Consider the following 25,748-nt stretch of genomic DNA (forward strand, 5'->3'; position numbering starts at 1 on the left):
ACGATGTCCAAGCATGATCCTGCAAAAGACCTGGAAAACGCCGCCGGTGCTGGCGTCCAGGCCCTGATCCAGCGCCTCAAATCGGAAGGTGTCGCCGCCGGCCAGTCCGAAGCCGACGACATTCTGGCCAAGGCGAAGGCCAAGGCCGAGGAGATCGTGTCCGCGGCGCAAACCAAGGCGGACGGCCTCCTGGCCGAGGCGCGTGCCGAGGCGGCCAGGGAAAAGGCGGCGACGGAAGATGGTCTCAAGGTCGCCGCCCGAGATCTGGTTCTGAACCTGCGCAATGAGTTGGGGGATCGCATTCAGCAGGAGGCCGGCCGCCTGGTGGCAACGTCCCTGGCGGACGAGCAGTTCCTGCAGCAACTCATCCTGGCCATGGCCGGCAATGCCAGGGACAATGCCTCCGTCAGCGACAGCGAACCGATGGAGATCGTGCTGCCGGAAAAGGTCGTCACCTTCGAGGAGCTGAAACAGTCTCCCGAAGCGGTCGAGCCGGGCACGCTGACCCATTTTGTGATCGCGCTGGCCGGTCAGGCCTTGCGCGACGGGGTGACCTTCTCCACAGCGCCGGGCTTTGACGGCATCAAGGTAAAGCTGACCGACCGGAATGTCTCGATCGATCTGACCGAGGAGGCCATCGCGATCCTTCTGAAGCGTCATCTGCAGCCGCGCCTCAGAGCCGTGATGGAAGGGGTCCTGCGCTGATCATGAGCCGGCCGCACCAATATATCGCGCTGGTGACCAGCCTGCCTCATCTCGGCAAGCTGTTTACCCGCAAGGAAGTTCCAATCTCAGAATACCGGCTGAAACAGCGTCTTTCGATGCTGGAGCCGGAGCATGCGCGCCTCCTGAGGAAGATCGTCGAAATCACCGCCTGGTCTGGTGTCGCAAAGTACCGGGAAGACCGGGATGTCATTCGCCGGGCGACCCAGGTGGTCGCGGATCTGAAGGACTTCCCCGATCTACAGCATCTGGTCGGCACGCGCATGGAGACGCGCACCCTGATCGCCGCCTTGCGCCGGCGCCGGGACGGGCAGGAAAGTGCGGGCGACATAAAGACCTGGGGCTATGGCCGTTGGTGCAGCCGGATCAGGGAAAACTGGAACGATCCGGCCTTCGGGCTCGGCCATTTCATGCCCTGGATCGGCGACGCGCACCGGCTGATGCAGGCCGGAGACCAGATCGCCATGGAACGGCTGGCACTGACCCAGGTGTTTCGCCAGCTCGACCACTACAACGCCTTGCACGAATTCGATTTCGAGGCGGTCGCCATTTATGTGCTGCGCTGGGTCATTGTCGAACGCTGGTCCCGCTACAACGCGGACGATGCTGCCGAGCGGCTGAAACAGCTCATGGCCGCCGCACTTGGACACGACACCGGCACAGACGCACCTGCCGGCGAGCGCGATCTCTTCGCAAACCCATCTGTTGCTTTTGACGGAGCCCCCTCATGACCAGCCATGTCCAGCTTCCGGAGCCGACCGCGGAAATCATCGCCGTCCAGGACGATCTCGTGACGCTGTCCCCGCTGGGCAACGCGCCGCTGATCAAGAACGAGGTGGTCTATATCATCCCGCACGGGCCGGAACGGGACGGCAAGCCGCGCGAATATCTGAAAGCCGAGGTTCTGCGGGTGCGCGGCGCCTCCGCCGAGGCCCAGGTGTTTGAAAGCACGCATGGCGTCCGTGTCGGCGACAAGGTGATCCAGAGCGGCGAGATGCTCTCCGTCGCGCTCGGGCCGGGGCTGCTCAGCACCGTCTTCGACGGCCTGCAGAACCCGCTTGGCGAGATTGCGGCCGAACACGGCTTTTTCCTGCCGCGCGGTGTCCTGACCAATGCCCTTGACCAGAAGCGCAAATGGTCGTTTGAGCCCAAGGTTTCCTCCGGGGCGGGCGTCAAGGCGGGCGAGACGCTTGGAACGGTTCCCGAGGGCCGGTTTGAGCACAAGATCATGGTTCCGTTTTCGCTGACCGGTGCCTGGACGGTCGACCGCATTCGCGAAGGCACGTTCACCGTCAACGAGGTGGTGGCAACGCTCAGGAACGAGCGTGGCGACACCAGGGACCTCACCATGGTGCAGCACTGGCCGGTCCGCCGGGCCATTCCGGAAGGCCTGGTCAAGGCGGGCCAGAGCGAGCGGCTCTATCCGAGCGAGCCGCTGATCACCACCTTGCGCCTGATCGACACATTTTTCCCGATCGCCCGTGGCGGCATGGGCTGTATTCCGGGCCCCTTCGGCGCCGGAAAGACAGTTCTGCAATCGCTGATCTCGCGCTTTTCGGCGGTCAACATCGTGATCGTGGTCGCCTGCGGCGAGCGCGCCGGCGAGGTTGTCGAGACCATCACCGAGTTTCCACATCAGCCGGACCCGTCCGGCGACGGCACGCTGATGGACCGCACGGTGATCATCTGCAACACCTCGTCCATGCCGGTCGCCGCGCGCGAGGCCTCGATCTATACCGGCATCACGCTCGGCGAATATTACCGCCAGATGGGCTATGACGTTCTGCTGATCGCCGACAGCACCTCGCGCTGGGCTCAGGCCATGCGCGAAACCTCCGGCCGCCTGGAGGAAATCCCCGGCGAAGAGGCCTTCCCGGCCTATCTGGATTCGGCGATCAAGGGCATTTACGAGCGCGCCGGTGTTCTCAGAACCGCGACGGGGGACACCGGCAGCCTGACCATGATCGGCACCGTGTCGCCGGCCGGCGGCAATTTCGAGGAACCGGTAACGCAATCGACGCTTGGCACGGTGAAGACCTTCCTCGGCCTTTCTTCCGAACGTGCCTACAAGCGCTTCTACCCGGCGGTCGACCCGCTCCTGTCCTGGTCGCGTTATCACGCCCAGCTTGGCGATTGGTACCAGAACAACATCGGACCGGACTGGGTGCCACGGGTCGAGGAAATGATCGATCTCCTGGCCAGAGGCGACGAAATCACCCGGATGATGCAGGTGACCGGTGAAGAGGGTGTCTCGACGGAAGATTTCGTGCTGCAGCAAAAGGCGCTGTTCCTCGACATGGTCTATCTGCAGCAGGACGCGTTCGACGATGTCGACGTCTCCGCGCCGCTGGCCCGTCAGCAGGAAACCTTCAACCTGGTCTACAAGATCGCCAAGACGGATTTCGCCTTCGACGACAAGGACGCGGTCCGCACGTTCTTCACCGAACAGACCTCGCTTTTCAAGAACCTCAATTATGCCGCCGACGGCAGCCAGGACCGCAAGGATCTTCTGGCGAAGATCAAGTCCAATGTCAGCGCCGCGCCGACACATGTGACGGGGTGAGGCGTTCCGGTTTTGATGGCCAAACTACATACCAAAGCCTCATCCTGACGGCCTGTCTCCAAACACCAACGTCATCCTGAGGAGCGCGCTTGCGCGCGTCTCGAAGGAGCGGCCACACACTCTGTAACAAGGGGCCGATCCTTCGAGACGGACCTCACGGTCCTCCTCAGGATGACGTCATTGTTTGTGGCAACGGTTTGCCAGAAATGCCCACTCACCCCTCAAACACGCTCAGGATCTCTTCCAGCGGCTTTTTCTTCTTGGCGATGGCCGGCACCGTGGCGTCTTCGGCCGGGTGGCCGACGGCGAGGATCATGATCGGTTTTTCCGCTTCCGGGCGTCCCAGAATCTCGTTCAGGAACTTCATCGGGTTGGGCGTGTGGGTCAGGGTCGAAAGACCTGCATGGTGGAGGGCCGTGATCAGGAGTCCGGTGGCGATGCCGACGCTTTCGGGCACGTAATAGTGCTTGTAGCGGCTGCCATCGTCATAGGTGCCCCAGCGCTGCGCGAAAATCACGATCAGCCAGGGGGCGATGTCGAGATGCGGTTTGGAGGCATCGGTGCCGATCGGTTCCAGCGCCTTGATCCATTCCTCGCCCGCGCCGCCGTCATAAAACCGGCGCTCCTCGTCTTCGGCGGCCAGCCGGATCTTGTGCTTCAGCTCCGGATTGGAGATGGCGACAAAATGCCAGGGCTGCTGATTGGCACCGCTCGGCGCGGTGCCCGCCGCCCTGACACAGGTTTCGATCACCGACCGGTCGACCCGCTGATCGGAAAACTGGCGCACGGTATGCCGCGTGCGCACGTCCTCATAAAACTCTTCCGCCCGCGCCAGCATGTCGGCGTCGTTGAAATCGCGCCGGTCGGGCAGCGGCAGCGGCTGATAGGTCAGGGCCGATTTTGAGATCATGTGATTTCCCCCACTTTGGTGACGAACCGGTTTTCTCCTCGTCCGGGAACTATGCCTCGATTAACCATGCGGCAGGCAACCCAAAATGCAAAATTGGGATTTTGCAACCTTAAGAAGGTCGAATAAGCTGCCGCAACGGGCTCATTTGGCCCTGATCAAAAAATAACCTTGACCAGTGACACGGCAGCTTTCTAGATTTTCTTGACCATTTGGTCAGTGCGTCGCGTCAGGAAGGCAAAAATGCCCCGGCGTCCAGCTTTGGCCAAATTGCCGGGGTGCAGTGAGATGTGTGGGAGCCATCCTGTTTCGGCCCCGGCGATAAGGTTTGACGAATTCCAGAGACGGGTTTGCTAAAAAGGGCGGACCCCATAACCAGTAGGGGAATGGCAATGAAGGCATTGAAAAGTCTGGCGCTTGCATCGATTCTGGGCGCGAGCCTGGTTTCGGGCGCGGCCGAGGCTGCAGACGAACTGACGCTGCAGCTGAAATGGGTCACCCAGGGCCAGTTTGCCGGCTATTACGTAGCCAAGGACAAGGGCTTTTACGAGGAAGAAGGCCTCGACGTCACGATCAAACCGGGCGGCCCGGACATTGCACCGCCGCAGGTGATCGCCGGTGGCGGCGCCGACGTCATCATCGACTGGATGCCGTCCGCGCTGGCGTCCCGCGAAAAGGGCGTGCCGCTGGTCAACATCGCCCAGCCGTTCAAGAAATCCGGCATGATGCTGACCTGCCGCAAGGAAACCGGCATTTCCATTCCGCCGGATCTCAAGGGCAAGACCCTTGGTGTCTGGTTCTTCGGCAACGAATACCCGTTCCTGTCCTGGATGAGCCAGCTCGGCATACCGACCGATGGCAGCGATGGTGGCGTGACGGTTCTGAAACAGGGCTTCAACGTCGATCCGCTGCTGCAGAAGCAGGCCGACTGCATCTCCACCATGACCTATAACGAATACTGGCAGGTGATCGATGCCGGCATTCCTGCGGAGGACCTGGTTGTCTTCAAATATGAAGACCAGGGCGTCGCCACGCTCGAAGACGGTCTTTATGTGCTGGAATCCAGCCTGGACGACCCGGCGATGGTCGACAAGCTGGCGCGCTTCGTGAAGGCGTCCATGAAGGGCTGGGCCTATACGGCGGAACATCCGGAAGAAGCTGCTGAAATCGTTCTGGAAAATGACGCCACCGGTGCCCAGACCGAAAAACACCAGATCCGCATGATCGGTGAAATCGTCAAGCTGGTGGATGGCTCCGACGGCAAGCTGGACATGGACGCCTATGACCGGACGGTGAAGTCTCTCCTGAGCGGTGGGTCCGCACCGGTGATCACCAAGTTCCCGGAAGGCGCCACCTCAACGGCAGTGACCGACAAGCTCTGAGCGATCAGGGAAAACGCAATAGCGATGAAGGCCGCCCACTCTGGCGGCCTTTTTCGTTTCAGGTCAGGGTCAGGTGTCCGATCCGGGCCCCTTGCGCATGACCAGCCAGATCATGGCGCCGATAAAGGCGAAGGTGCCCAAATTCATTAGCGTGTCGAGCGGGTCACCGATCAGCATGGGACGGTTCCTTTCTGGCATCCAGCATCAGTGCCCGCACAAGGCAGGCAAGCAGCAGAACGGTGATGAAGACAAAAGGCAGTGCGCCGAGGGCGATCAGCGTTTTGACTGCCTGCATGGAGCCCGACAGGATCATCGCCGCGCCAAGAACACCCAGGATACCGCCCCATATCACCCGCACTCTGGCACTTGGGTTCGGATCGCCGCCGGTTGAAAACGTGCCCAGCACGAAGGCGGCGCTGACCACGCTGGTGACGATGAACAGGAAGGCGGCGAGCACCGTGGCCAGGGTCGTCAGGGTGGCCAGCGGCAGGCGCTCGAGCAGTGCGAAGGTCATGCGTTCGACATTGGTCTGGGTCATGGCGAGAAGCTCTCCCCGGCCCTCAAGGGCCTCATAGATGCCGATGCCGCCAAAAGCGCCGAACCAGATGGTCGAGAACAGCGTCGGACCGATCAGCACGCCGAGCACGAATTCGCGGATCGTGCGGCCCTTCGAAATGCGCGCTACAAAAACCCCGACAAATGGTCCCCAGGCTATCCACCAGACCATGTAGGTCAGGGTCCAGTCCTGGAACCATTTGCTGACCGCGTCATCGAAGAAGGTGAAGGTTTCCAGCCCGCGCGGGATCACCACCGAGACATAGTTTCCGATGCCGCCGATGATGGAATTCATCAGGTATTCGGACGGGCCGAGCACGATCGTATAGATCACCAGCCCGATTGCGAGCGCCATGGCGAGGTTGGAGAGCCGCGCCATGCCGCTGCCGAGATCGACCAGCAAGGGTGGAATATAGGCGGCGATCATGAGCAAAAACACGGTACCGACCAGGAGTGGCGATGCCGATGGGGTGCCGAACAACACGGAGAGGCCGTCCGCCACCTGAAAGACCCCCATAGCCACGGAGCCGCCGACACCGATGGCGATGGCGGCAATGGCCATGAAATCGGAAAACCAGCCGACCGCAATGGCCCAGGCCTCACCGGGAAACAGGTTCTTGACCGGTGCGCTGACCAGCATGGGGGTGCCGCGCCGGTAGCTGAAATAGGCAATAGCGAGTGCCGTCGTGCCATAGATTGCCCAGGCATGGATGCCCCAGTTGAAATTGGCTGCCAGCAGAGCTTGTTCGGCGGCGAGCGGTGCGGGCAATGCTTCTTGAGCAAAATGAAAATGGGTCAGTGGTTCCGCTACCGCCCAAAACAGCAGCCCGACCCCCATGCCCGCGGCGAACAGCATGGCGATCCAGGTCGTCGTGGAATAGTCGGGCCGGTCCGTGTCGGCGCCCAGGCGGATGTCGCCGAACCGGGTGAAGACCAGGCCGAGGCAGAACAGCAGCATCACCGTGACGGAAAGCATCACGAACCAGCCACGGCTGATGAAATACCGGTCGACAACGGCGCTGGCGATGGCGAGCAGGCTGGCCGGGTCCAGTACACCCCAGAGCCCGATGACGGCACACAGGCTAAGGGAAGCGGTCAGTAACGTGCGGGATCCCTGCATGATGTCTCCTGGCGGTCGGTTTCTTCGGCTACCGGCACCATAGACGGCTCAGGATCGGGTTCAATCCTCCCGTTCGGCTGGAGCACGGACTGACGGAGCTCCCAACCGGCTAGCCGGACCGTTCCGCCGAATGGATTCAAACGGATGCCGTGTCTCCGGGCAGCTGCTTTCGGCAAGGGAGAGAGGCGTTCGGGTTGTACGGCGCTTGCTTTTTTACAACCGGGCAGAAAAAATTAAATGTTTCCGTAGAACATTATCTGTTGGCACACCAGTAAGACCTGGAAGCACGATGCGCGATCGGTCTGAGCGACCAGACATAATCGAAGATGTTAGACGGCCCCGGCAAGCGGCCGAGGCAGGGACGCGGCGCGCCCGATCCACCATTCTTGGCATCCCCTCCGGACTGGTCATCGCGCTGATGTTCTGCGCCGTCATCCTTTCCTTCGGCGCCGTTCTGTTCAAGGTCGTGGCGGCGGAAGGCGAGGCCGCGAAACGCGAGCTCAGATCGGTTGCCCGTGTCTTTGAGAATCACAAGCTCTTTCTGCTGAAGGACCTGGAGCGCTACGCGGCGTCCAACGCCGCCTATATCAACATCGAAACGGACCGGTCGCAGGACTGGATCCAGCAGCGCTTCGGCGTCGATATGGCTTTGGACTTTGTGCATGATTACACCGCGCTGATCGACCGGAACAGCGACGTGCTGCTCGCGATGGACCTTTACGGAAGACACAAGGATGCGTTCTACCAGAATGAGATCCTTCCGGGTTTCGACAAGACGCTGGAGCGCATCCGGAAAAATTACGTCAGCGCTCTTGTGAGGTCCGAGACAGGGGACGTCCGCTTCGCCGGACGGCTGGCGGATATTTCCGGCGTGGATGTTCTCGATATCGACGGCCAGCCGTACATCGTTTCCGCCTTTGCGATCGTCCCGGACCCGGGCGGCATCAGAATGGTCGACAAGCCGCCCAACATCCTGATCACGGCCTTCGAGATCGATGCGATCCATCTCAGCAATCTCCTGGCCAGCCTGTCGCTCGACAATCTGGTCTTTGCGAAATCCATACCCGATCATATGATCGGCATTCCGCTGGAGAATGAGGACGGGCAAGTCCTGGGTTATCTCGCCTGGTTGCCGATGAGCCAGGCATCGGCCATCATCCTGTCCTCCATTCCCGTTCTGGTCCTGTCTCTGGGGATCATCCTGACCGTCGCGCTGATTGCGGTGCGACAGAATGCCAATGCCCAATCCGACCTGGCTGAACGCGAGCGGGAGGCGCGTTACGCGGCCAACCACGACCCGGTAACCGGCTTTGTCTCCCGCGGCTATTTTCTTGCTGCCGCGGCAAAGCGGTTGAACCTGTTGACGGCCCGCGGCAAAGGCGCCTGGGTGATCTATCTCGATGTCGACAATCTCAAACAGGTGAACGACATTCACGGCCATACTGTTGGAGACAGTCTGATCCTGGCACAGGCCAGACGGATCCGGGAGGCGTTCGGCGGATATGATTTGATCGGCCGGATCGGCGGCGACGAATTCCAGATCCTGACGGAGCGCTGGGAAACCACCGAAGACGCGCTCGCGGAAATCGGCCCGCTGTTCGAGAGCCTGCGTCAGCCGGTCGATTGTGACGGCAAGCGGATCGAAACCTCGGTCAGCGCAGGCATTGCGCGCTTCCCCGACCATGGCCAGACGCTGACCGGCGTGATCCGGGCGGCGGACATCGCGCTCCAGCGCTGCAAGAGCGAGCAGAAGAGCGCGTTCCGTTTCTATGACACGCGCATGGATGACTGCTTGCGTGAGCAGCGCGAAATGCGCGTCGAGCTCGACACCGCGCTGCGCGAGGATCAGCTTGAAGTGTTCTATCAGCCGATCGTGCGTTCGGCTGAAAGCGAGACGGAGTATTACGAGGCGTTGATCCGCTGGCGCCATCCTGAAAAAGGTCTGGTGTCTCCGGGAGTGTTTCTACCCGTCGCTCAGGAGGCCGGCCTGATGCCGGTCATCGGCACCTGGGTCCTGGAGCGTGCCCTGCGGGACGCCGGCGGCTGGCAGACGGCCGGGGTGTCGGTCAATGTCTGCACCAGCCAGATCCAGAAGCCGGGCTTTGCCGAGGAGGTCGCCGCCCTCTTGAGGAAATATGATTTTCCGCCCGAGCGGCTCATTCTGGAAATCACCGAGGACCTGATGCTGGAGGAAAGCCCGCTGACCCGGGACACCTTCCTGAAGCTGCGGGACCTCGGCGTGGAGCTCGCGATCGACGATTTCGGCACGGGCTATTCCAGTCTCAGCTATCTGCACAAGTTCCGTTTCGACAAGATGAAGATCGACCGCAGTTTCGTCTGGCGCATCGGCCAGGACGCGGAAGCCGACATGCTGGTGCGCTCTCTGCTCGGCCTGGCCAAGGTGATGGGCATGCAGACCGTCGGCGAAGGGGTCGAGACCGAGGCCCAGCGAGCCTTTCTGGTCACCTCCGGCTGCGACTATCTGCAAGGCTACCTTTTCGACAAGCCAAAGCCGCTTGAGGAGTTGGCGGACCAGGCCGCTTCGCTGGGACAAGCTGCCGCCTCCAATTAGTTTTACATGCAAGTGTCGCCGCTCTAAGAGCATCCTGTTGAAGGCCGTAGGGCAAGTTACATGAAGCAGGCTGTAGTTCTCGGGGCATATGGCTTTATCGGTGCGGCATGCGTGCGTGCGCTTCAGGCACGGGGCTATGCGGTCAGATGCGCGGGCCGGTCGGAGCGTGCAGCCAGGCGGGCCTTTCCCGGGCTTGACTGGGCTCTGTTCGATTTCGCAACTGCGGATGTGGGCACCTGGCGAAAGGCACTTTCCGGGGCGGATGTCGTAGTCAATGCCTCCGGCGCGCTTCAGGACGGCGCAAGAGACAATCTGGTAGCTATCCATGAAACCGCGGTCGCCCGCATGTCAGAGGCTCTTGCCGGGACCGATACCCGCTTCGTCCAGATCTCCGCCGCGGGGGTCTCGAGCGACGCTTCCTCAAGTTTTTTTCGCACCAAGGCGCGCGGTGACACGTTGGTCATGGCGTCACGTCTGGACTGGATCGTGCTGCGGCCGGTTCTGGTGCTTGGCCCCGAGGCCTATGGCGGCACGGCGCTGTTGCGGGCCAGCGCGGCCTTGCCGTTGGCGGGCGCACGGATCTTCAGCGATGCCCAAATCCAGACAATCCATGTCGAGGACCTCGCCGAAGCGGTTGCCGAGTGCGCGGACGGGCAGCGTGGCAGCCGCTTTGTCGCGGACCTGACCGAAGACCACGGACAGTCCTTCCTTGAGCTGACACGCACAATGCGGGACTGGCAGGGCTTCCCGCCCTGGAAGATCACAGTTCCGGTTCCCGAACCGCTTGTCTGGGGGCTCGGGCGCGTCGCGGACATGCTCGGCTGGCTCGGCTGGCGCTCGCCCTTGCGCACCAACGCGCTGTTGCCGTTGAATGCGGGCATTCACGGCGATCCGGACACCTGGCGGCAACAGGGAGGTCGCCGGATCGGGCCTTTGGCCCAAACTCTGGACCGCCTTCCCGCCACGGTCCAGGAGCGGAGTTTTGCAAGGGTATACCTCGCTTTGCCGCTCTCAATCCTTTGCCTGTCCCTGTTCTGGCTGCTCTCCGGTGTGATCGGCGTCTTGTCCTTCAACGCGGCGACAGAGGTTCTGACCAGTGCCGGCTATTCGGCGGTCTTCGCTGGAACGGCGGTTCTGGGAGGCGCCGTGCTCGATATTTCGCTCGGGCTGGCGGTTCTTTGGCGGCGCTGGTGCCGTTCGGCCTGTCTCGGCATGCTGGCGGTCTCCGCCACCTATCTGGCGAGCGGGACCCTGCTGACGCCGGAGCTCTGGGCGGATCCGCTCGGACCGCTGGTCAAGATCTTCCCGGCTATGATGCTCGCCCTTTTTGTGGCCCTTCTGCTGGAGGAACGCTGATGTGGTACGAGCTGTTGCGCTTTGCCCATGTGATCGGCGCCTGTGTGCTGCTCGGCACCGGCGCGGGCATCGCGTTTTTCATGGTGATGTCCAACCGTTCGCACAATCCGGCCCTGATCGCCCATGTGGCCGGCATCGTGGTGCTCGCCGACACGGTCTTCACCGCGACGGCGGCGCTGTTCCAGCCGGTCACGGGCTACCTGCTGGCACAGGAAGTCGGCTGGCCGCTCCTGGAGGGCTGGGTGTTCGTATCACTCTGTCTTTATGTCTTTGTCGGCGCGTTCTGGCTGCCGGTGGTCTGGATCCAGATCCGCCTGCGCCGCCTGGCGCTGGCTGCGGCTGAACAAGGCGCTGCTCTTCCGGATGCTTATCACCGGCTCTACCAAATCTGGTTTGCCTGCGGCTTTCCAGCCTTTTTCGCGGTTCTCGCCATCATCTGGCTGATGCTGACAAGACCCGATCTCCCCATAGGCCTTTAAAAAAGAAAACGCGGGCAGGGGAGGATCCTGCCCGCGTCTTGTGTGACCGTTCCGGGAGGGAGACGCCTATTCGGCGGCTTCGGTGACGGCCATCGGATTGTTCGGATGGGTCGTCCAGTTGGCGTAATCCTTTACGACCGGCTTCTTGGTGCGCGGATCGATGCTGCCAGGCGCCATCGGCTCCATGGTGATGCAGTTCTCGACCGGGCAGACATTAACGCACAGGTTACAGCCGACGCATTCCTCGTCGATCACCTCGAACATGCGTTCGCCATTGACCATGTTGGTGATCGCCTGGTGAGAGGTGTCCTCGCAGGCGATGTGGCAGCGGCCGCACTGGATGCAGAGGTCCTGGTCGATCTTGGCCTTGGCGATGTAGTTGAGGTTCAGATACTGCCAGTCGGAGACATTGGGCACCGCGCTGCCGACAAACTGGTCGACGGAGGTGTAGCCCTTCTTGTCCATCCAGTCGCTGAGGCCGTCGATCATGTCCTCGACCACCTTGAAGCCGTAGGTCATCGCTGCCGTGCAGACCTGCACCGAGCCGGCGCCAAGTGCCATGAACTCGGCCGCATCCCGCCAGGTGGTCACCCCGCCAATGCCCGAGATCGGCAGGCCGTGGGTGGCCGGGTCGCGGGCGATTTCAGCGACCATGTTGAGCGCGATCGGCTTGACCGCCGGGCCGCAATAGCCGCCATGGGCACCCTTGCCGTCGACGGAGGGCGACGGCGACATGATGTCGAGATCGACGCCCATGATCGAATTGATGGTGTTGATCAGGGAGACCGCGTCCGCCCCGCCCGCCTTGGCGGCCTGGGCCGGCTTGCGCACATCGGTGATGTTCGGGGTCAGCTTGACGATGCAGGGCATGCGCGAATGCTGCTTCACCCAGCGCGTGACCATCTCGATATATTCCGGCACCTGACCGACGGCCGAGCCCATGCCGCGCTCGCTCATGCCGTGCGGGCAGCCGAAATTGAGTTCGACGCCGTCTGCCTCGGTCTCTTCGACACGGCGCAGGATGTCGATCCAGTTCTGCTCCTCGCAGGGCACCATCAGCGACACGACCAGAGCCCGGTCGGGCCAGTCGCGCTTGACCTGCTTGATTTCGCGCAGGTTCACTTCCAGCGGCCGGTCGGTGATCAGCTCGATGTTGTTGAGGCCGATCAGCTGCCGGTCCTTGCCGTGGATCGCGCCGTAGCGCGGGCCGTTGACGTTGACCACCGCAGGGTCCTCGCCGAGCGTCTTCCAGACAACGCCGCCCCAGCCGGCCTTGAAGGCGCGGACGACGTTGTATTCCTTGTCTGTCGGCGGCGCGGAGGCCAGCCAGAACGGGTTCGGCGATTTGATGCCGATGAAGTCTGTACGCAAGTCAGCCATGATGGCTCTCCCTCGAAATCCGTGACACCGGGCGCCTTCAAGCGCTCAAGGCGGCGTTGATGCTTTCAGCGGCGACCTTGCCGTCTTCGACGGCCGCGACCGTGAGGTCTTCGCCGCCAAGAATGCAGTCGCCACCGGCCCAGACATCGGAAAGGCTGGTCCTGCGGTCGTCGCCAACCACGATCCGGCCCTTGTCCAGGGTGAGCGCGTCGCCGAGATCGGCCTTGACCAGGGTTTGGCCGACGGCCTTGAAGACCATGTCGGCCGGCAGGGTCACGGTCTCGCCGGTGCCTTTCAGGGAGCCATTCTGCTCTTCGGTGCGTTCCAGCTCAATCGCGGTGATGGCACCATTGGCTCCGACCAGCGCCTTGGGCTGGGCCCAGGTCATGATCTTGACGCCGGTGGTCTGGGCCAGATGCTGCTCGTATTCCGAGGCGTTCATCCGGTCCTGGCCACGCCGGTAGGCGATGGTGACATCGTCCGCGCCGAGCAGTTTGGTCTGGACGGCGATGTCAACGGCGGTCATGCCGCCACCGATGACAACGATCCGGCGTCCGACAGGCAGCTTGGAGAGATCGCCTGCCTGGCGCAGGTCGGCAATGTAGTCGACCGCGTCGAGCGAGCCGCTCTTGTCCTCGCCATCGAGGCCGAGCGCGTTGACGCCGCCGAGGCCAATGCCGAGGAACACCGCGTCATAATCGGACCGCAGCGTGGCCAGATCCAGATTGTCGCCAAGGCGCATGCCGGTCTTCAGTTCAATGCCGCCGATGGAGAGAATGAACTCGACTTCGCGGGCCGCGAAATTGTCGACGGACTTGTAGGAGGCGATGCCGAATTCGTTCAGGCCGCCGGCCTTGTCCCTGGCATCGAACAGCGTGACGTCGTGGCCATGGACAGCCAGCCGGTGGGCGCAGGAAAGGCCCGCCGGGCCGGCGCCGACCACGGCGACCTTTTTGCCCGTCGGCGCGGCGCGGGTAAACGGCGTGGTGTCGTTCTCGGCCATGTAGTGGTCGGTGGCATAGCGCTGCAGCTGGCCGATCTTCACCGGCTTGCCTTCGGCCACTTCACGCACGCAGACCTGTTCGCACAGGGTCTCGGTCGGACAGACGCGGGCGCACATGCCGCCGAGGATGTTCTGCTCGAAGATCGTCTTCGCCGACCCGGTCGGGTTGCCGGTCGAGATCTGGCGGATGAATTGCGGAATGTCGATGCTTGTCGGGCAGGCCTGCATGCAGGGCGCGTCGTAGCAAAAATAGCAGCGGTCGGCCTCGACCTGCGCCTCGTGCGGTTCCAGCAAGGGGTGCAGATCGGAAAAATTCTCTGCGTATGCGTCCTCAGGCAAGCGCCCGGCGGCAATATCCGGGCCGGCTTTGGTCTGGGTCATGGAGATCTCCGGAAGGTTGGCGATCGTTTTTGAAAGCGGCCGCCTTCGTTGAATGAGGAGGCTCACCACTACATTGGAGGAAAATTTGAACAGTTAGTCAAATTTTTTTTGGAACGATTATAAACTTGAGGAAAAAAATCAGAAATAAAGTTGCCGATTTTCCAGCAGCTTAGTACGAAAATATATGGATGATGAAATTTGCGCCATGGCGCGGTTTCCGGCTCCAAATTGGCAGCCAGAAACGAAAACCGACATGCAGACAGAACGGACCGCTGTCCGGAAGAGAGGGTTTCGCGCGTGTGTTTTGCGGTCAGTTGGACCTATGCACGAGTCTCAGGGCGGGCGCATACGTCTTGCGCGACGCGCGCTCACACAAGGCCTGGAAAATAACAAGCAGGCTCATCGCCACAAGCGTGACCGGCCAGAAAAGGGATGTGACCAGAACGCTGGCCAGACTGGTGGGCGTACTCAAGCCGCTATCGAGCAGCTCCGCCGACGACAGGATCAGAAATACAAGCGTGACGGCGCCATAGAGGACGACCGCTACAAAGAACGCAACAACCATGCTATTGCCCACCTTCTCCTACCCAAAGCCACGGCCCGAGCCTCACCGCAGCGATCCACCGGCTTCATCACAGGGTAAATATTTGGTGTAAATGTGACCGGCACCACTTTGCGGAGATGCGGGCGCGCCCAAATTTTCATCACTGTGGACGGTTGGGGATAAGCTCTCCTCTCGTGCAAAGCGGGCCGGGGCGATTGGTGACCGTCCACAAAAAGGCAGCGGGCTGCGGACATAATGATGCTTTTCATGTGCCGGGTACCTGCCTAACTCTCGGGAACGACTTGTGAAACGAGGGTTGGGCAGCGCCGATGGCCAGGCATTTCTTCTGGAACGAACTGAACGCGTCGGATTTTGCGTCCCTGGACCCGGAGCGGGTCATCGCCATCCTGCCGACGGCGTCGACCGAGCAGCATGGGCCACATCTGCCGATCGCGACGGACGTCGCCATCGCTCAGGGCATGCTGGAGGAAACGCGCAGGCAGCTTCCGGAAGATCTCGACATCCTGGTGCTGCCGATCCAGGAGATCGGCAAGGCCAACGAGCATAAATATGGCCCCGGAACCCTGTCCCTGAGCGCCGAGCTTCTTATTCCGGTCTGGACAGCAATTGGCCAGAAGGTCTGCGAGGCCGGGCTGCGCAAGATGGTGATCGTCAATTCCCATGGCGGCAATACGGACATCATCAGCATTGTCTCACGTGAGTTGCGGGTCCGCTTCGACATGGCGGTGCTTGTGACCCAATGGGGCCGGTTCGGCCATCCGGAGGGCATGATCTCGGCTCATGAGACAAAGTTCGGCATTCACGGCGGCGAGGTCGAAACCTCGCTGATGCTGCATTTCCGGCCCGAGCTTGTGCGCATGGACAAGGCCGAGAATTTCGCCTCGAAGGCGGAAGAAATGCAGAAGCTGTCAAAATTCATCCAGCCGACCCCGCCCCATGCCCTGGCCTGGATTGCGCACGACCTCAATCCGGCCGGCGTCGTCGGCGATGCCTCGAAAGGCACGGCCGAAAAAGGGGTTGCCATCAGTGTGCACCAGGCGGCCGGATTCATCGAGATGCTGCGAGACTTCAGGGACTATTCGCTCGCCGATCTTTATGTGCCGAGCCAGGGCGAAACCTCTTAACAATCCCGTTTTCAGGCGGGCAGGCTGCCTGCGCGCTGCAACTCTTCCACTTCGGCAACGAGTTCTTGCAGAAGAAATTCAACGAACAGGCTGGTCGCCGCGTCCATGGAAGCGCGCGCCCGCGTGAACAGCTTCATTGGCTGATGATGCGTGCGCGCCGCGTTCAGCGGCCGGAACACCAGTTCGCCGCGCCGGCATTCAGCCAGCACGTCGAGCGGGTTGAGCAGGCTGATGCCGATGCCGCGGCGGACCAGCTGGCGGACGGTTTCCGATGAATTGGTCTCCAGCACCGGTTCGACCGGGATTGGCACCGAGGACAGAACCAGGTTGATCACATCGCGCAGACTGGTCCCTGACTGGGCCAGAACCAGCCGCTCCTGGACCACATCGACCAGATCCACCGGGCCGGTTTCCTGCGCGAGCCGGTGATCCGGAGGCACCACCGCGCCGATCGGAATGTCGAAGGTCGCGAGCGTGCGCAGCCCGGGTGTCGCGGCAATATTGAAGCCAAGGCCGATATCGACCTCGCCCGTTAGCACGGGATTGATGGTCGTGGTGCCGCCGTCGCTGCGCAGCTTGATGTGAACGCGCGGATTTGTCTCGATGAATTTGGCGATGATCTCGGGCAGCGGGCCGGAGGCGAGCCCAACCGTGGTGACCAGCGACACCTGGCCCGCATGCGGCATCTTGAGCGCCCGGATCCGGGTCTCCAGCCTGGCATAGTCCTTCAGAACACCGCGGATGTGCTCGATGCAGAGTTCTCCCGCCGCCGTCAGGCGCAGCCCGCGCGGCAGCCGCTCGAACAGGGGCACACCGAATTCCTCTTCCAGTGCAAGGATCTGACGGTTGATGGCCGAGGAGGAGACATTGAGGCGGTCCGCTGCCTTCCTGATCGATCCCGACCTTGCGATCTCGTCCAGATAGAGCAGCTTTCTCGAATGGAGCAGGGCCAATTAATGCCTCCTTTTTATGCATGCGGCACATTTGATCACCAGAAAACCCAGCGATGACAATAAGGCATCGCTGCAGGCGAATTTTGATGCTTTTCAACGTGCGCTTCAAGGGCTCAAATCGTTTTGGAAATGCGCGGTTTTGCGCCGGATTTGTTATACTGGAGGCTCTCGAATGACAGTTTTTCCATCCACCAAGACGGTTCTAGCGACTGTTTTGTTCACCGGGCTCGCTGCGCATCAGGCTGTGGCTTTGGACGAAGTGACCTACGGCACCAACTGGCTGGCACAGGCCGAGCATGGCGGATTTTACCAGGCGGTCGCGGACAGGACCTATGAGAAATACGGCCTCAAGGTCACGATCGCGCCGGGCGGGCCGCAGGCGGCCAACGATGCCCTGCTGATTTCCGGCAAGATCGATTTCTACATGGGTGGTACGCTGAAGGGCTTCGACCATGTCAAGGAAGGCATTCCCTTCATCAACGTGGCCAGCATGTTCCAGAAGGATCCGCAGATCCTGACTGCGCATCCGGACCAGGGCATCGACAAGTTCACGGACCTCGCCAAGCTCGAAACCATCTACATGGGCAAGGACGGCTACGTCACCTATTTCGAGTGGATGAAGAAGAACTTCGAGGGCTTTTCCGATGCCCAGTTCAAGCCCTACACCTTCAACCCAGCCCCCTTCATCGTCGATCCGAAGTCCGCGCAGCAGGGCTACCTGACGTCTGAGCCCTACGAGATCGAAAAACAGGCCGGCTGGGCGCCGAAAGTGTTCCTGCTCGCTGATGAGGGCTGGACGCCCTATTCGACCATGATCACCACCTCCAAGGCCCTGGTCGAGGACAACCCGGACCTGGTCCAGCGCTTTGTCGATGCCTCCATCGAGGGCTGGTACAACTATCTTTACGGCGACAATGCCGCGGCGAACGAACTGATCAAGGCGGACAACCCGGAAATGACCGACGGGCAGCTCGCCTATTCCCTCGCCAAGATGAAGGAATACGGCATCGTCGACAGCGGCGAGACCATCGAAAAGGGTATCGGCTGCATGACCGACGCACATTTCAAGCAGTTCTTCGACACGCTGGCATCGATCGATGTGGTTGAGGCAGGGCTTGACTACACGCAGTCTTATACGACGGAATTCGTCTGTAAGGGCGTCGGCCTCGATCTGAAGAAGTAAGGCCGGGTCCGGCAATGATCCGCTTCGCGCGCACCTGCGCGGGGCGGCCGTCTCCAGACGCAGAGTTGAGCATGGTCACAGCCGAACCGGGCAGCACGGCACTTTCAACAGCCCGCAGTACTCCGTCTTCCCGCCCCCTCGTGGCGATGGACGCCGTCTCGAAGGTCTTCTCCAACGGCACGCTTGCCCTTTCGGGCATGTCGATGACGGTGCGTCCCGGCGAGTTCATCAGCCTGCTTGGGCCCTCCGGCTGCGGCAAGTCCACCGCGCTCAGGATCATCGCCGGTCTTGGTGGGATCTCGGAAGGAAGCATCGACTGGCCGAGTTTCCGCATTAACGCGCGTGGGCTGCCGGACGGCGACATCAGTTTTGTCTTCCAGGAGCCGACGCTGATGCCGTGGCAGACCGTCTTCGGCAACGTCTACCTGCCGCTGCGCCTGAAGGGCCTGTCGAAAAAGGCGGCGGCGGACAAGATCTACGCAGCCCTGGAGAGCGTCGGGCTAGAAGACTTTGCCGACGCCTATCCGCGCGAACTTTCCGGCGGCATGAAGATGCGGGTCTCGATTGCCCGCGCGCTGGTGACCGAACCGAAGCTGTTGCTGATGGACGAGCCCTTCGCGGCGCTCGACGAAATCACCCGGCAGAAGCTCAATGACGACGTGCTGGCGCTTTGGAAGGCAACAGGTATAACGGTGATCTTCGTGACCCATTCCGTCTATGAATCCGCCTATCTCGCCAACCGGATCGTTGTGATGAAGGCCCGTCCCGGCCGGGTCCACGCCGATTTCCCCCTGCATACCAGCCTGGAGCGGGACGTCCGCTATCGCACGTCCGAGGAATACCGGCAGGCCTGCGCGGACGTCTCCGCCAAACTGTCCGAAGCCATGGGAGGCGAGGAGCATTGACGATGACATCCGCCAATGAAGACCTGCAGCCCGCGCCGACGACCGATCATGCAGGCGCGTCAAAGTCGAAAGCACCGGCGGCTGTGCAATTGCCGACCAGGGAAAGCGCCGCCGCAATCAAGCGCCGCGACCGGCTCCTGACGATCCTTGTCCCAATCTGCGTCATCGCCTTCCTGATCGCGTTCTGGCAGATCATGGTCACCGTCAATGAGACGCCGCATTACATCCTGCCCGGGCCGGATCTGGTGGTGAAATCGCTGATCTCGGACTGGCATATACTGCTGCCCGCGCTCTGGGTCACCACCAAGATCACCATCGCCTCGCTGGCCCTGGCGCTGATCGGGGGCGGCGGCATGGCCATTCTGCTGGTCCAGTCGCGCTGGATCGAGGTCGCGCTTTACCCGATCACGGTGATCCTGCAGGTCACACCGATCATCGCCATTGCGCCGCTGATCCTGATCTATGCGCCGACCACGCAATCGGCGCTCCTGATCTGCGCGTTCGTGGTCGCCTTTTTCCCGATCCTCTCCAACATGGTGCAGGGCCTGAAAAGCGTCGATCACAACCTGCTCAACCTGTTCGAGCTTTATGGCGCCTCGCGCTGGCAGACGCTGATCTACCTGAAGCTGCCTGCTTCCCTGCCCTATTTCATGACAGGCCTCAGGATCGGCGGCGGGCTGGCGCTGATTGCGGCGGTGGTTGCCGAGTTTGCCGCCGGGTCCGCCGGCGCGGGCTCGGGCCTTGCCTTCCGCCTGCTGGAATCCCAGTTCCGGCTCAACATTTCACGACTCTTCGCCGCGCTGTTCCTGCTGGCGAGCCTGGGCGTGCTGATTTTCGCGCTGACCTCCTTCATCTCCTGGTGGACGTTGCATCGCTGGCACGAAAGCAGCCTGAAGCGGGAAAACTGATGTCGCTGGTCCTTCCTTCAAGCAGCCGTTTCGTGCTGCGCACCGCAACCCTGCCGGTCGCTGTCGCGCCTGGATTTGACGGTCCCACGAAAGACGGCCTGTGCTCCGCGGATCTAGTCATTTCGGACGGCCGGATCGAGGCCGTTCTGCCCGCGGGCTCCGCGCCTGGGGACCTTGAGGGGGCTGATCTTCACAACAGGATGGTCTGGCCCTGCTTTGCAGACATGCACACCCATATCGACAAGGGCCATATCTGGGACCGGCAGCCCAACCCGACGGGTGATTTCGATGGCGCGCTTGCGGCGGTCCGCGCTGATCGGGAAGCCAACTGGACGGCGGCGGATGTCGAAACGCGCATGGATTTCTCCCTGCGCTGCGCCTATGCCCATGGAACCTCGCTGCTGCGCACCCATATCGACAGCCTGGCGCCGCAGCACCGGATCTCCTTCGACGTTTTCACGGAGATGCGCGCGCGCTGGCAGGACCGGATCAACTTGCAGGCGGTGGCTCTCTTTCCAATCGATGCAATCGATGACAAGGCTTATTTCGCCGATCTGGTCGAGGTGGTCTCAACAAGCGGCGCCCTGCTCGGTGGGGTCACCTACCCGATGCCGGATCTGGACAAGAGACTGGACATCCTGTTCCGGACGGCGGCGGACAAGGGGCTCGACATCGACCTCCACGTCGACGAGACCCAGGATGCCGGCGTCCTGACGCTGCTTGAAATCGCCGAAGCCAAGCTTCGCAACGGCTTTGAAGGTGCGGTCACGGTCGGCCATTGCTGTTCCCTGGCACGACAGGACGACGACACCGCAAAAACCACGATCGAGAAGGTTTTCGAGGCCGGGCTGTCCGTCGTCTCCCTGCCCATGTGCAACATGTACCTGCAGGACCGGCAGGCGCACCGGACCCCGCGATTCCGGGGCATCACGCTGTTGCACGAGCTTGCGGCCGCCGGCGTGCCGGTCGCGGTTGCCTCCGACAACACCCGCGATCCGTTCTACGCCTATGGCGATCTCGACATGGTCGAGGTCTTTCGCGAGGCGGTCCGGATCGCGCACCTGGATCACCCGCTCGATCATGCTGCCAAGGTTGTCACCAGCCTGCCGGCCGACATTTTGAAGGTGCCTGAGGCAGGCCGTATTGCCGCAGGTCTTGGCGCCGACCTGGTGATTTTCCACGCCCGGAGCTGGAGCGAATTTCTGTCCCGTCCGCAGGCGGACCGCATCGTGATGCGGAATGGCATGGGCATCGACCGCCGCCTGCCGGATTATTCTGAACTTGACCCGCTGATGAGAGGCTGACCATGGCCGACTATGAAAAGATCAAGGCCGAACTCGACGGCATCGCCGTGGAAGACAATCCGCGCCTGGTTCAGGCCAAGAGCCGCGATTTCTATTGGTATTCCCCGGTTCTGAAAGCCCAGCTCGACAACGTTACCGGCGATCTGCTGGTCTCGCCGAAGGACGAGGCGGAAGTGATCCGGGTGCTGAAGACCGCCTTTGCGCACGGCGTTCCGGTGACACCGCGCGGCGCCGGCACCGGCAATTACGGTCAGGCCATGCCGTTGTCGGGAGGCATTGTGCTCGACATGTCGAAAATGGACGGGGTCAAGGAAATCGCGCCGGGCCGTGTGGTTTGCGGCCCGGGCATCGTCATGGCCAAGCTCGACAAGATCACCAGGGACCATTCCGGCCAGGAGCTGCGGTTTCATCCGTCCACCGCGCAGACCGCCACCATCGGCGGCTTCATCGCCGGCGGCTCGGGCGGTGTCGGCTCCGTCCACTGGGGCGGCCTTCGGGATCTCGGCAACATCCTGCGCCTGCGTATTGTCACCATGGAAGCCGAGCCCCGGGTGCTTGAGCTGTCCACCTGGGATCTGCAAAAAGTCAGTCACGCCTATGGCACCAATGGCATCATCACCGAAGTCGAGATGCCGCTCGCGACCGCCCATGACTGGGTGGATGTCATCGTCGGCCATGAGACCTTCATGGACGCGGTGGTCTTTTCCGACAAGCTGGCGCGCAGCAACGGTCTGCTCCTGAAGGAAGTCGCGCCGATCGCCGCGCCGATCCCGTTCGACTATTTCACCCGGCACAAGCCATGGCTGAAGGAGGGCGAGTCCGTCACGGTTCTAATGGTGGCACCAAACTCGATGTCGGCCGTAGAAGCGCTTGCCGAACGCATGAAGGGCGAGATCCGCTTCCGCTCCGACGAAGTGGAGAGCATGAAGGGCATTCCCCATGCCTATGAGCTTGCCTGGAACCACACCACCTTGCGGGCGCTGAAATTCGACAATTCCTTCACCTATCTGCAGACCCAGTATCCCGGCCCGAACCATGTGGAGCTGGTTCGGAAAACGACGGAAATGTTCCCGGGCGAAATCTTCGGCCATCTGGAATTCCTGCGTTTTGACGGCCAGGTCCAGTGTTCCGGCCTGCCGCTGATTCGCTACACCACCGAAGAACGGCTGGGCGAGATCATCCGCCTGCACGAGGAAAACGGCTGCCCGGTGTTCAATCCGCATCGTTACACGCTGGAAGAGGGCGGCATGAAACAGACCGATCAGGTCCAGCTTGCCTTCAAGAAGGAAACCGATCCGAAAGGTCTGCTCAATCCCGGCAAGATGATTGCCTGGGACAATCCGGATTTCGATTTCTCGGCCGGCAAGAACTACCTTTTCCCGGGCCTCCAGGCCTTTGCAGAGGCCTGAGGAATGCGCGTCCTTGTCCTTCATTCGCATCCGCAGGAGCAAAGCTTCGGCCGGGCGCTCTACCAGAAAACCTGCGACAGCCTGGAAAAGGCCGGTCACGAAGTCGATGGCTGCAATCTCTACGCGGAAGGCTTTGACCCGGTCCTGTCGGCATGGGACCGGGACATCTATCACACCATTCCGGACAACCGGCAGAAGGTCGACAGCTATTGCGAGCGCCTCAAGGCCGCCGAGGGCCTGGTGATCTGCACGCCGGTCTGGAATTTCGGCTTTCCGGCCATTCTGAAGGGCTATTTCGACCGGGTCTGGTTGCCCGGCGTCTCCTTCGACCTGGAAGACGGCAAGCTGACCCCGACCCTGCGCCACATCCGCAAGCTGGCGGCCGTGATGACCTATGGCGGCGACCGTTGGCGGGCGTTTCTGGTCGGCGATCCGCCGCGCAAGATCGTCAAGCGGGTCATCCGCGCGCAGATCAAGCTTGGCGCCCCGGTGCGCTACCTGGCCCATTACGACATGAACAACTGCACGCCGGAGACGACGGGTGCTTTTCTGGACAAGGTCGGCCGGGAAATGGAGCGGTTTTGAGACCGCTCCACGGTTCTTGTCCTAGAAAACCTTCGCCGCTGTCACTTCCACTTCGACCAGAAACTCCGCGCGCGTGAAACCGCCGACTACGAGCAGGGTCGACACTGGCTTCAACGGGCCTGTGTAGCGGTCACGCACGGCCATGTAGTCAGAAAAGTCTTCACGCCGGGTCACGAAGCCGGAAATGCGGATGACATCGTCGAAGCTCATGCCGGCATCCGCCAGGATGGCCTTGACGGCCTCGAAGCAGAGTTCGGCCTGACCGGTCACGTCGGGCGGGATCGTGTCGTCCGGCCGGATGCCGAGCTGGCCCGAGGTCACCAGCAGGCTGGCGCCGGGGGGCACCAGCAGGCCGTGGCTGTAATTGCCGAACGGCGCGCGTACCGAGGCGGGGTTGAAGCTTGTCTTGTCCGCGCGATCAGCCATGGGAGGGGTTCCAAATCATTGATTGTCCGCCGTATTTTCCGGCAGGCATCTTGAAATGTCACCCCCTGGGAACGCCTGTTTTTTGGGCTTATTCCGGGTACCAGAGCTTGGCTTTTTCCGCGCCGCGCTCGATGATCACGTGGCTGTTGGCAAAGACGCGGTAGGTGTGGCTCCAGTCGCCGTCCGGCCACTTGATGCGCACATTCGCCCGCTCGGCGACACCAAGGCCGAAATGCAGGAACCCCATCTGGCCGGAGGCATGGCCGGCGCCGATCTGGATGTCCTTGACCCGGGTGTGATTGCCGGTCTTGACGCTGATCTTGGCGCCGACCGCGCGGCTGTTGGGCTGGCCGGGCTGGCGCACATCGATCGCCAGGAAATTGCCGAGCGGTTTCGGAGCGGCTTCCGTGCCCCGGCCGACATTTCGGAACAGGCTGACGGGCGCCGCCCGGTTGACGACCACCAGGTCGAGAAGTCCGTCGGAATTGAAATCCGCCAGGCCCGCGCCCCGGCCGCGCCGGTCAAGACCGATCCCGGCGGGACCGCCTGCTTCGGTGAAGGTACCGCCCCATTGGCCTATCAAGAGATTGTCCGGGTCATAGGCGGCAAAGTCCGGCATGGCTTCCACGTTGCCCTTGGCAATGAAGAGATCCCATAGCCCGTCATTGTTGACGTCCTGGAATTCCGAATGCCAGCCGGTCGACGGCTTCAGGTCCTCGCCCTTGTAGGGCCGGTGCGCGGTCACGCCGAGATCGAAGGCAATGTCCTGATAGACGGGGACGGTTTCGTCCGCCTCCACATCGAGTTTCTGCAGTTTGGTGTCGCCCATGGACGTGAGCGCATATTCCGGGAACCCGTCGACATCGAGATCGACGGAGGCAATGCCCATGCCCCAGATCTTCAGGTGCTGCCAGCCGTCCGACTTGCGGTAGGGCCGGGGCGGGCGTCCCGGCGGCACGGCCCAGAGCTGTTCCTCGCCGCCGCGATAATAGTGGCGGTCGTTGGAAATCCGGAGCGCGGCTTCGCCGGACCGGTTCCAGTCGGTGAACAGGATAGACAAGGTGCAATAGCCGGGCGACAGCCGGCTCGGCTCCGGATAGGAAACGCCGCCCTCGGCGGTCTTTTCCGGCCGGAACAGGAAATTGTCGTGGCAGGTACCCCAGGGCGAGCCGGGCGCGGAGCGGTCGACATAATTGCCGAAGGCCAGGGTCGGATACTCAAGTCCGGGCTCGAAGGTCGCCGAAAAGGCAGTGGTCCATTCGCGTCCGCCGTCAAAACCGAGAGCCCGGTTGGCAACGGTGAAGCTGCAGTCGCCCTTGCCTTCCAGGAGCAGGTTCTCGCCGAGGCGCAGGATTGCCAGATCAATGACGTCGTCATTGTTGAAATCGAGCGGATAGGCCCCGAGGATCTTGTCCGCCTCCCGGTCGCCGAGGCCGGTCGCGACAGCGGTGAATTTCAGCGCGCCGCCGGTCGGACTGTCGTTGCGGAAAAGCTGCGCCGGATTCTTGCCGCCGGCCAGAAAGAGATCCGGCCGCCGGTCGCCATTGCAGTCGAGTATGGCGGCACCGCCACCGACAAAAAACTCCCAGGCCCCGTCATAGGTATGATCGAGACCGGCAGCCTGCGCTTCCTCGACATAGGTCGGGACCGGAGCGAGGGAGGTGAGTATCTCGTCCTGTGCTGCGACTGGTGCAGTCGCAGACAGAACTAGCGCAATTGCCGAGAACGCGGACCAGGTTGTTTTCCGGGTGACGGAACCGCCTTCATGCGTCTGCACTGGTGCCATAAGGGCACTCCGGCATGCACCACACCCGGTGTCACCCCGGACAAGCGTAGCGCCGATCCGGGGCCTACTCGCCTGGCCGCTTGCTGAAGCGGATCGTGTTTCAACCTCGGACAGAGCAAACCAAACCGAGTCTCTGGAAATGAGTGGGCCCCGGTTCTCCCTGCGGTCGACCGGGGTGA

The 25,748-nt window shown here is 61.9% G+C and carries 22 protein-coding genes; 14 read left to right on the plus strand and 8 right to left on the minus strand.

Annotated features, from left to right (window positions below; all coding sequences use genetic code 11):
* Positions 1-3 precede the first annotated feature (3 nt).
* From M0H32_RS17210 to M0H32_RS17220, 3 genes are read left to right on the plus strand one after another with little or no spacing between them, the layout of a single operon-like run.
* The gene (locus tag M0H32_RS17210) at positions 4-705 is read left to right on the plus strand and encodes a hypothetical protein (RefSeq protein ID WP_248156195.1); all 702 of its coding nucleotides are present in this window, start codon (positions 4-6) and stop codon (positions 703-705) included.
* Positions 706-707: 2 nt separating this feature from the next.
* Positions 708-1,454, plus strand: coding sequence for a hypothetical protein (locus M0H32_RS17215; protein WP_248156198.1), 747 nt, complete (start codon positions 708-710; stop codon positions 1,452-1,454).
* Entirely contained in the window at positions 1,451-3,286 is a 1,836-nt protein-coding gene (locus M0H32_RS17220) for a V-type ATP synthase subunit A (RefSeq protein WP_248156199.1), read from the plus strand. The genes M0H32_RS17215 and M0H32_RS17220 overlap by 4 nt, the downstream gene beginning before the upstream one ends.
* Positions 3,287-3,500: 214 nt before the next feature.
* Here M0H32_RS17220 and M0H32_RS17225 read toward each other — a convergent pair whose 3' ends face one another.
* Positions 3,501-4,196: a nitroreductase family protein gene (locus M0H32_RS17225; RefSeq protein WP_248156200.1), complete on the minus strand. Its 696-nt coding sequence runs from the start codon at positions 4,194-4,196 to the stop codon at positions 3,501-3,503.
* Positions 4,197-4,585: 389 nt separating this feature from the next.
* On the opposite strand from M0H32_RS17225, the gene M0H32_RS17230 reads away from it, so the two are divergent.
* Positions 4,586-5,575: an ABC transporter substrate-binding protein gene (locus M0H32_RS17230; protein ID WP_425607333.1), complete on the plus strand. Its 990-nt coding sequence runs from the start codon at positions 4,586-4,588 to the stop codon at positions 5,573-5,575.
* Between the two features lie 163 nt (positions 5,576-5,738).
* Here the strand turns inward: M0H32_RS17230 and M0H32_RS17235 are convergent, their stop codons facing one another.
* The gene (locus M0H32_RS17235; RefSeq protein ID WP_248156202.1) at positions 5,739-7,250 is read right to left on the minus strand and encodes a BCCT family transporter; all 1,512 of its coding nucleotides are present in this window, start codon (positions 7,248-7,250) and stop codon (positions 5,739-5,741) included.
* A 289-nt stretch (positions 7,251-7,539) separates the two neighbouring features.
* Between M0H32_RS17235 and M0H32_RS17240 the strand changes: the two genes are divergently transcribed.
* Genes M0H32_RS17240 through M0H32_RS17250 form a run of 3 tightly spaced genes read left to right on the plus strand, consistent with a single transcriptional unit; the run spans position 7,540 to position 11,657 of the window.
* A complete protein-coding gene (locus M0H32_RS17240; RefSeq protein ID WP_248156203.1) occupies positions 7,540-9,822 on the plus strand; it encodes a putative bifunctional diguanylate cyclase/phosphodiesterase in 2,283 nt (760 codons plus the stop codon).
* A gap of 60 nt (positions 9,823-9,882) precedes the next feature.
* The gene (locus M0H32_RS17245) at positions 9,883-11,178 is read left to right on the plus strand and encodes an SDR family oxidoreductase (protein WP_248156204.1); all 1,296 of its coding nucleotides are present in this window, start codon (positions 9,883-9,885) and stop codon (positions 11,176-11,178) included.
* Positions 11,178-11,657: a DUF2269 family protein gene (locus M0H32_RS17250; protein ID WP_248156206.1), complete on the plus strand. Its 480-nt coding sequence runs from the start codon at positions 11,178-11,180 to the stop codon at positions 11,655-11,657. The genes M0H32_RS17245 and M0H32_RS17250 overlap by 1 nt, the downstream gene beginning before the upstream one ends.
* 66 nt (positions 11,658-11,723) lie before the next feature.
* Here M0H32_RS17250 and preA read toward each other — a convergent pair whose 3' ends face one another.
* The 3 genes from preA to M0H32_RS17265 all read right to left on the minus strand — a co-directional run bounded on the left by preA (position 11,724) and on the right by M0H32_RS17265 (position 14,986).
* The gene (gene preA / locus M0H32_RS17255) at positions 11,724-13,037 is read right to left on the minus strand and encodes an NAD-dependent dihydropyrimidine dehydrogenase subunit PreA (RefSeq protein ID WP_248156207.1); all 1,314 of its coding nucleotides are present in this window, start codon (positions 13,035-13,037) and stop codon (positions 11,724-11,726) included.
* Positions 13,038-13,074: 37 nt separating this feature from the next.
* Positions 13,075-14,421 carry an NAD(P)-dependent oxidoreductase gene (locus M0H32_RS17260; protein ID WP_248156208.1) on the minus strand — a complete coding sequence of 449 codons (1,347 nt, stop codon included), beginning with the start codon at positions 14,419-14,421 and terminating at the stop codon, positions 13,075-13,077.
* Positions 14,422-14,731: 310 nt separating this feature from the next.
* A complete protein-coding gene (locus tag M0H32_RS17265) occupies positions 14,732-14,986 on the minus strand; it encodes a hypothetical protein (protein WP_248156209.1) in 255 nt (84 codons plus the stop codon).
* A gap of 308 nt (positions 14,987-15,294) precedes the next feature.
* Between M0H32_RS17265 and M0H32_RS17270 the strand changes: the two genes are divergently transcribed.
* Complete coding sequence (locus tag M0H32_RS17270) at positions 15,295-16,110, plus strand: creatininase family protein (protein ID WP_248156210.1); 816 nt, start codon at positions 15,295-15,297, stop codon at positions 16,108-16,110.
* An 11-nt stretch (positions 16,111-16,121) separates the two neighbouring features.
* On the opposite strand, the gene M0H32_RS17275 is transcribed toward M0H32_RS17270, so the two are convergent.
* On the minus strand, positions 16,122-17,057 hold the full coding sequence (locus tag M0H32_RS17275; protein ID WP_248156360.1) for a LysR family transcriptional regulator: 936 nt from the start codon (positions 17,055-17,057) through the stop codon (positions 16,122-16,124).
* A gap of 178 nt (positions 17,058-17,235) precedes the next feature.
* On the opposite strand from M0H32_RS17275, the gene M0H32_RS17280 reads away from it, so the two are divergent.
* The 6 genes from M0H32_RS17280 to M0H32_RS17305 all read left to right on the plus strand — a co-directional run bounded on the left by M0H32_RS17280 (position 17,236) and on the right by M0H32_RS17305 (position 23,357).
* The gene (locus M0H32_RS17280) at positions 17,236-18,246 is read left to right on the plus strand and encodes an ABC transporter substrate-binding protein (RefSeq protein WP_248156211.1); all 1,011 of its coding nucleotides are present in this window, start codon (positions 17,236-17,238) and stop codon (positions 18,244-18,246) included.
* A 71-nt stretch (positions 18,247-18,317) separates the two neighbouring features.
* Positions 18,318-19,151 carry an ABC transporter ATP-binding protein gene (locus M0H32_RS17285; protein ID WP_248156212.1) on the plus strand — a complete coding sequence of 278 codons (834 nt, stop codon included), beginning with the start codon at positions 18,318-18,320 and terminating at the stop codon, positions 19,149-19,151.
* 2 nt (positions 19,152-19,153) lie between these two features.
* Positions 19,154-20,059, plus strand: a complete 906-nt coding sequence (locus M0H32_RS17290; RefSeq protein WP_248156213.1) for an ABC transporter permease — start codon at positions 19,154-19,156, stop codon at positions 20,057-20,059.
* Positions 20,059-21,363 carry a cytosine deaminase gene (locus M0H32_RS17295; protein WP_248156215.1) on the plus strand — a complete coding sequence of 435 codons (1,305 nt, stop codon included), beginning with the start codon at positions 20,059-20,061 and terminating at the stop codon, positions 21,361-21,363. The genes M0H32_RS17290 and M0H32_RS17295 overlap by 1 nt, the downstream gene beginning before the upstream one ends.
* 2 nt (positions 21,364-21,365) lie before the next feature.
* Entirely contained in the window at positions 21,366-22,772 is a 1,407-nt protein-coding gene (locus M0H32_RS17300) for an FAD-binding oxidoreductase (protein ID WP_248156217.1), read from the plus strand.
* Between the two features lie 3 nt (positions 22,773-22,775).
* Positions 22,776-23,357: an NAD(P)H-dependent oxidoreductase gene (locus M0H32_RS17305; RefSeq protein ID WP_248156219.1), complete on the plus strand. Its 582-nt coding sequence runs from the start codon at positions 22,776-22,778 to the stop codon at positions 23,355-23,357.
* A gap of 21 nt (positions 23,358-23,378) precedes the next feature.
* Here M0H32_RS17305 and M0H32_RS17310 read toward each other — a convergent pair whose 3' ends face one another.
* Both M0H32_RS17310 and M0H32_RS17315 read right to left on the minus strand, forming a co-directional pair.
* Positions 23,379-23,783: a RidA family protein gene (locus tag M0H32_RS17310; protein ID WP_248156221.1), complete on the minus strand. Its 405-nt coding sequence runs from the start codon at positions 23,781-23,783 to the stop codon at positions 23,379-23,381.
* Positions 23,784-23,871: 88 nt separating this feature from the next.
* Positions 23,872-25,569: a CRTAC1 family protein gene (locus M0H32_RS17315; RefSeq protein WP_248156222.1), complete on the minus strand. Its 1,698-nt coding sequence runs from the start codon at positions 25,567-25,569 to the stop codon at positions 23,872-23,874.
* Positions 25,570-25,748: the final 179 nt, after the last annotated feature.

The organism is Roseibium sediminicola (assembly GCF_023156505.1).
Lineage (GTDB): Bacteria > Pseudomonadota > Alphaproteobacteria > Rhizobiales > Stappiaceae > Roseibium > Roseibium sediminicola.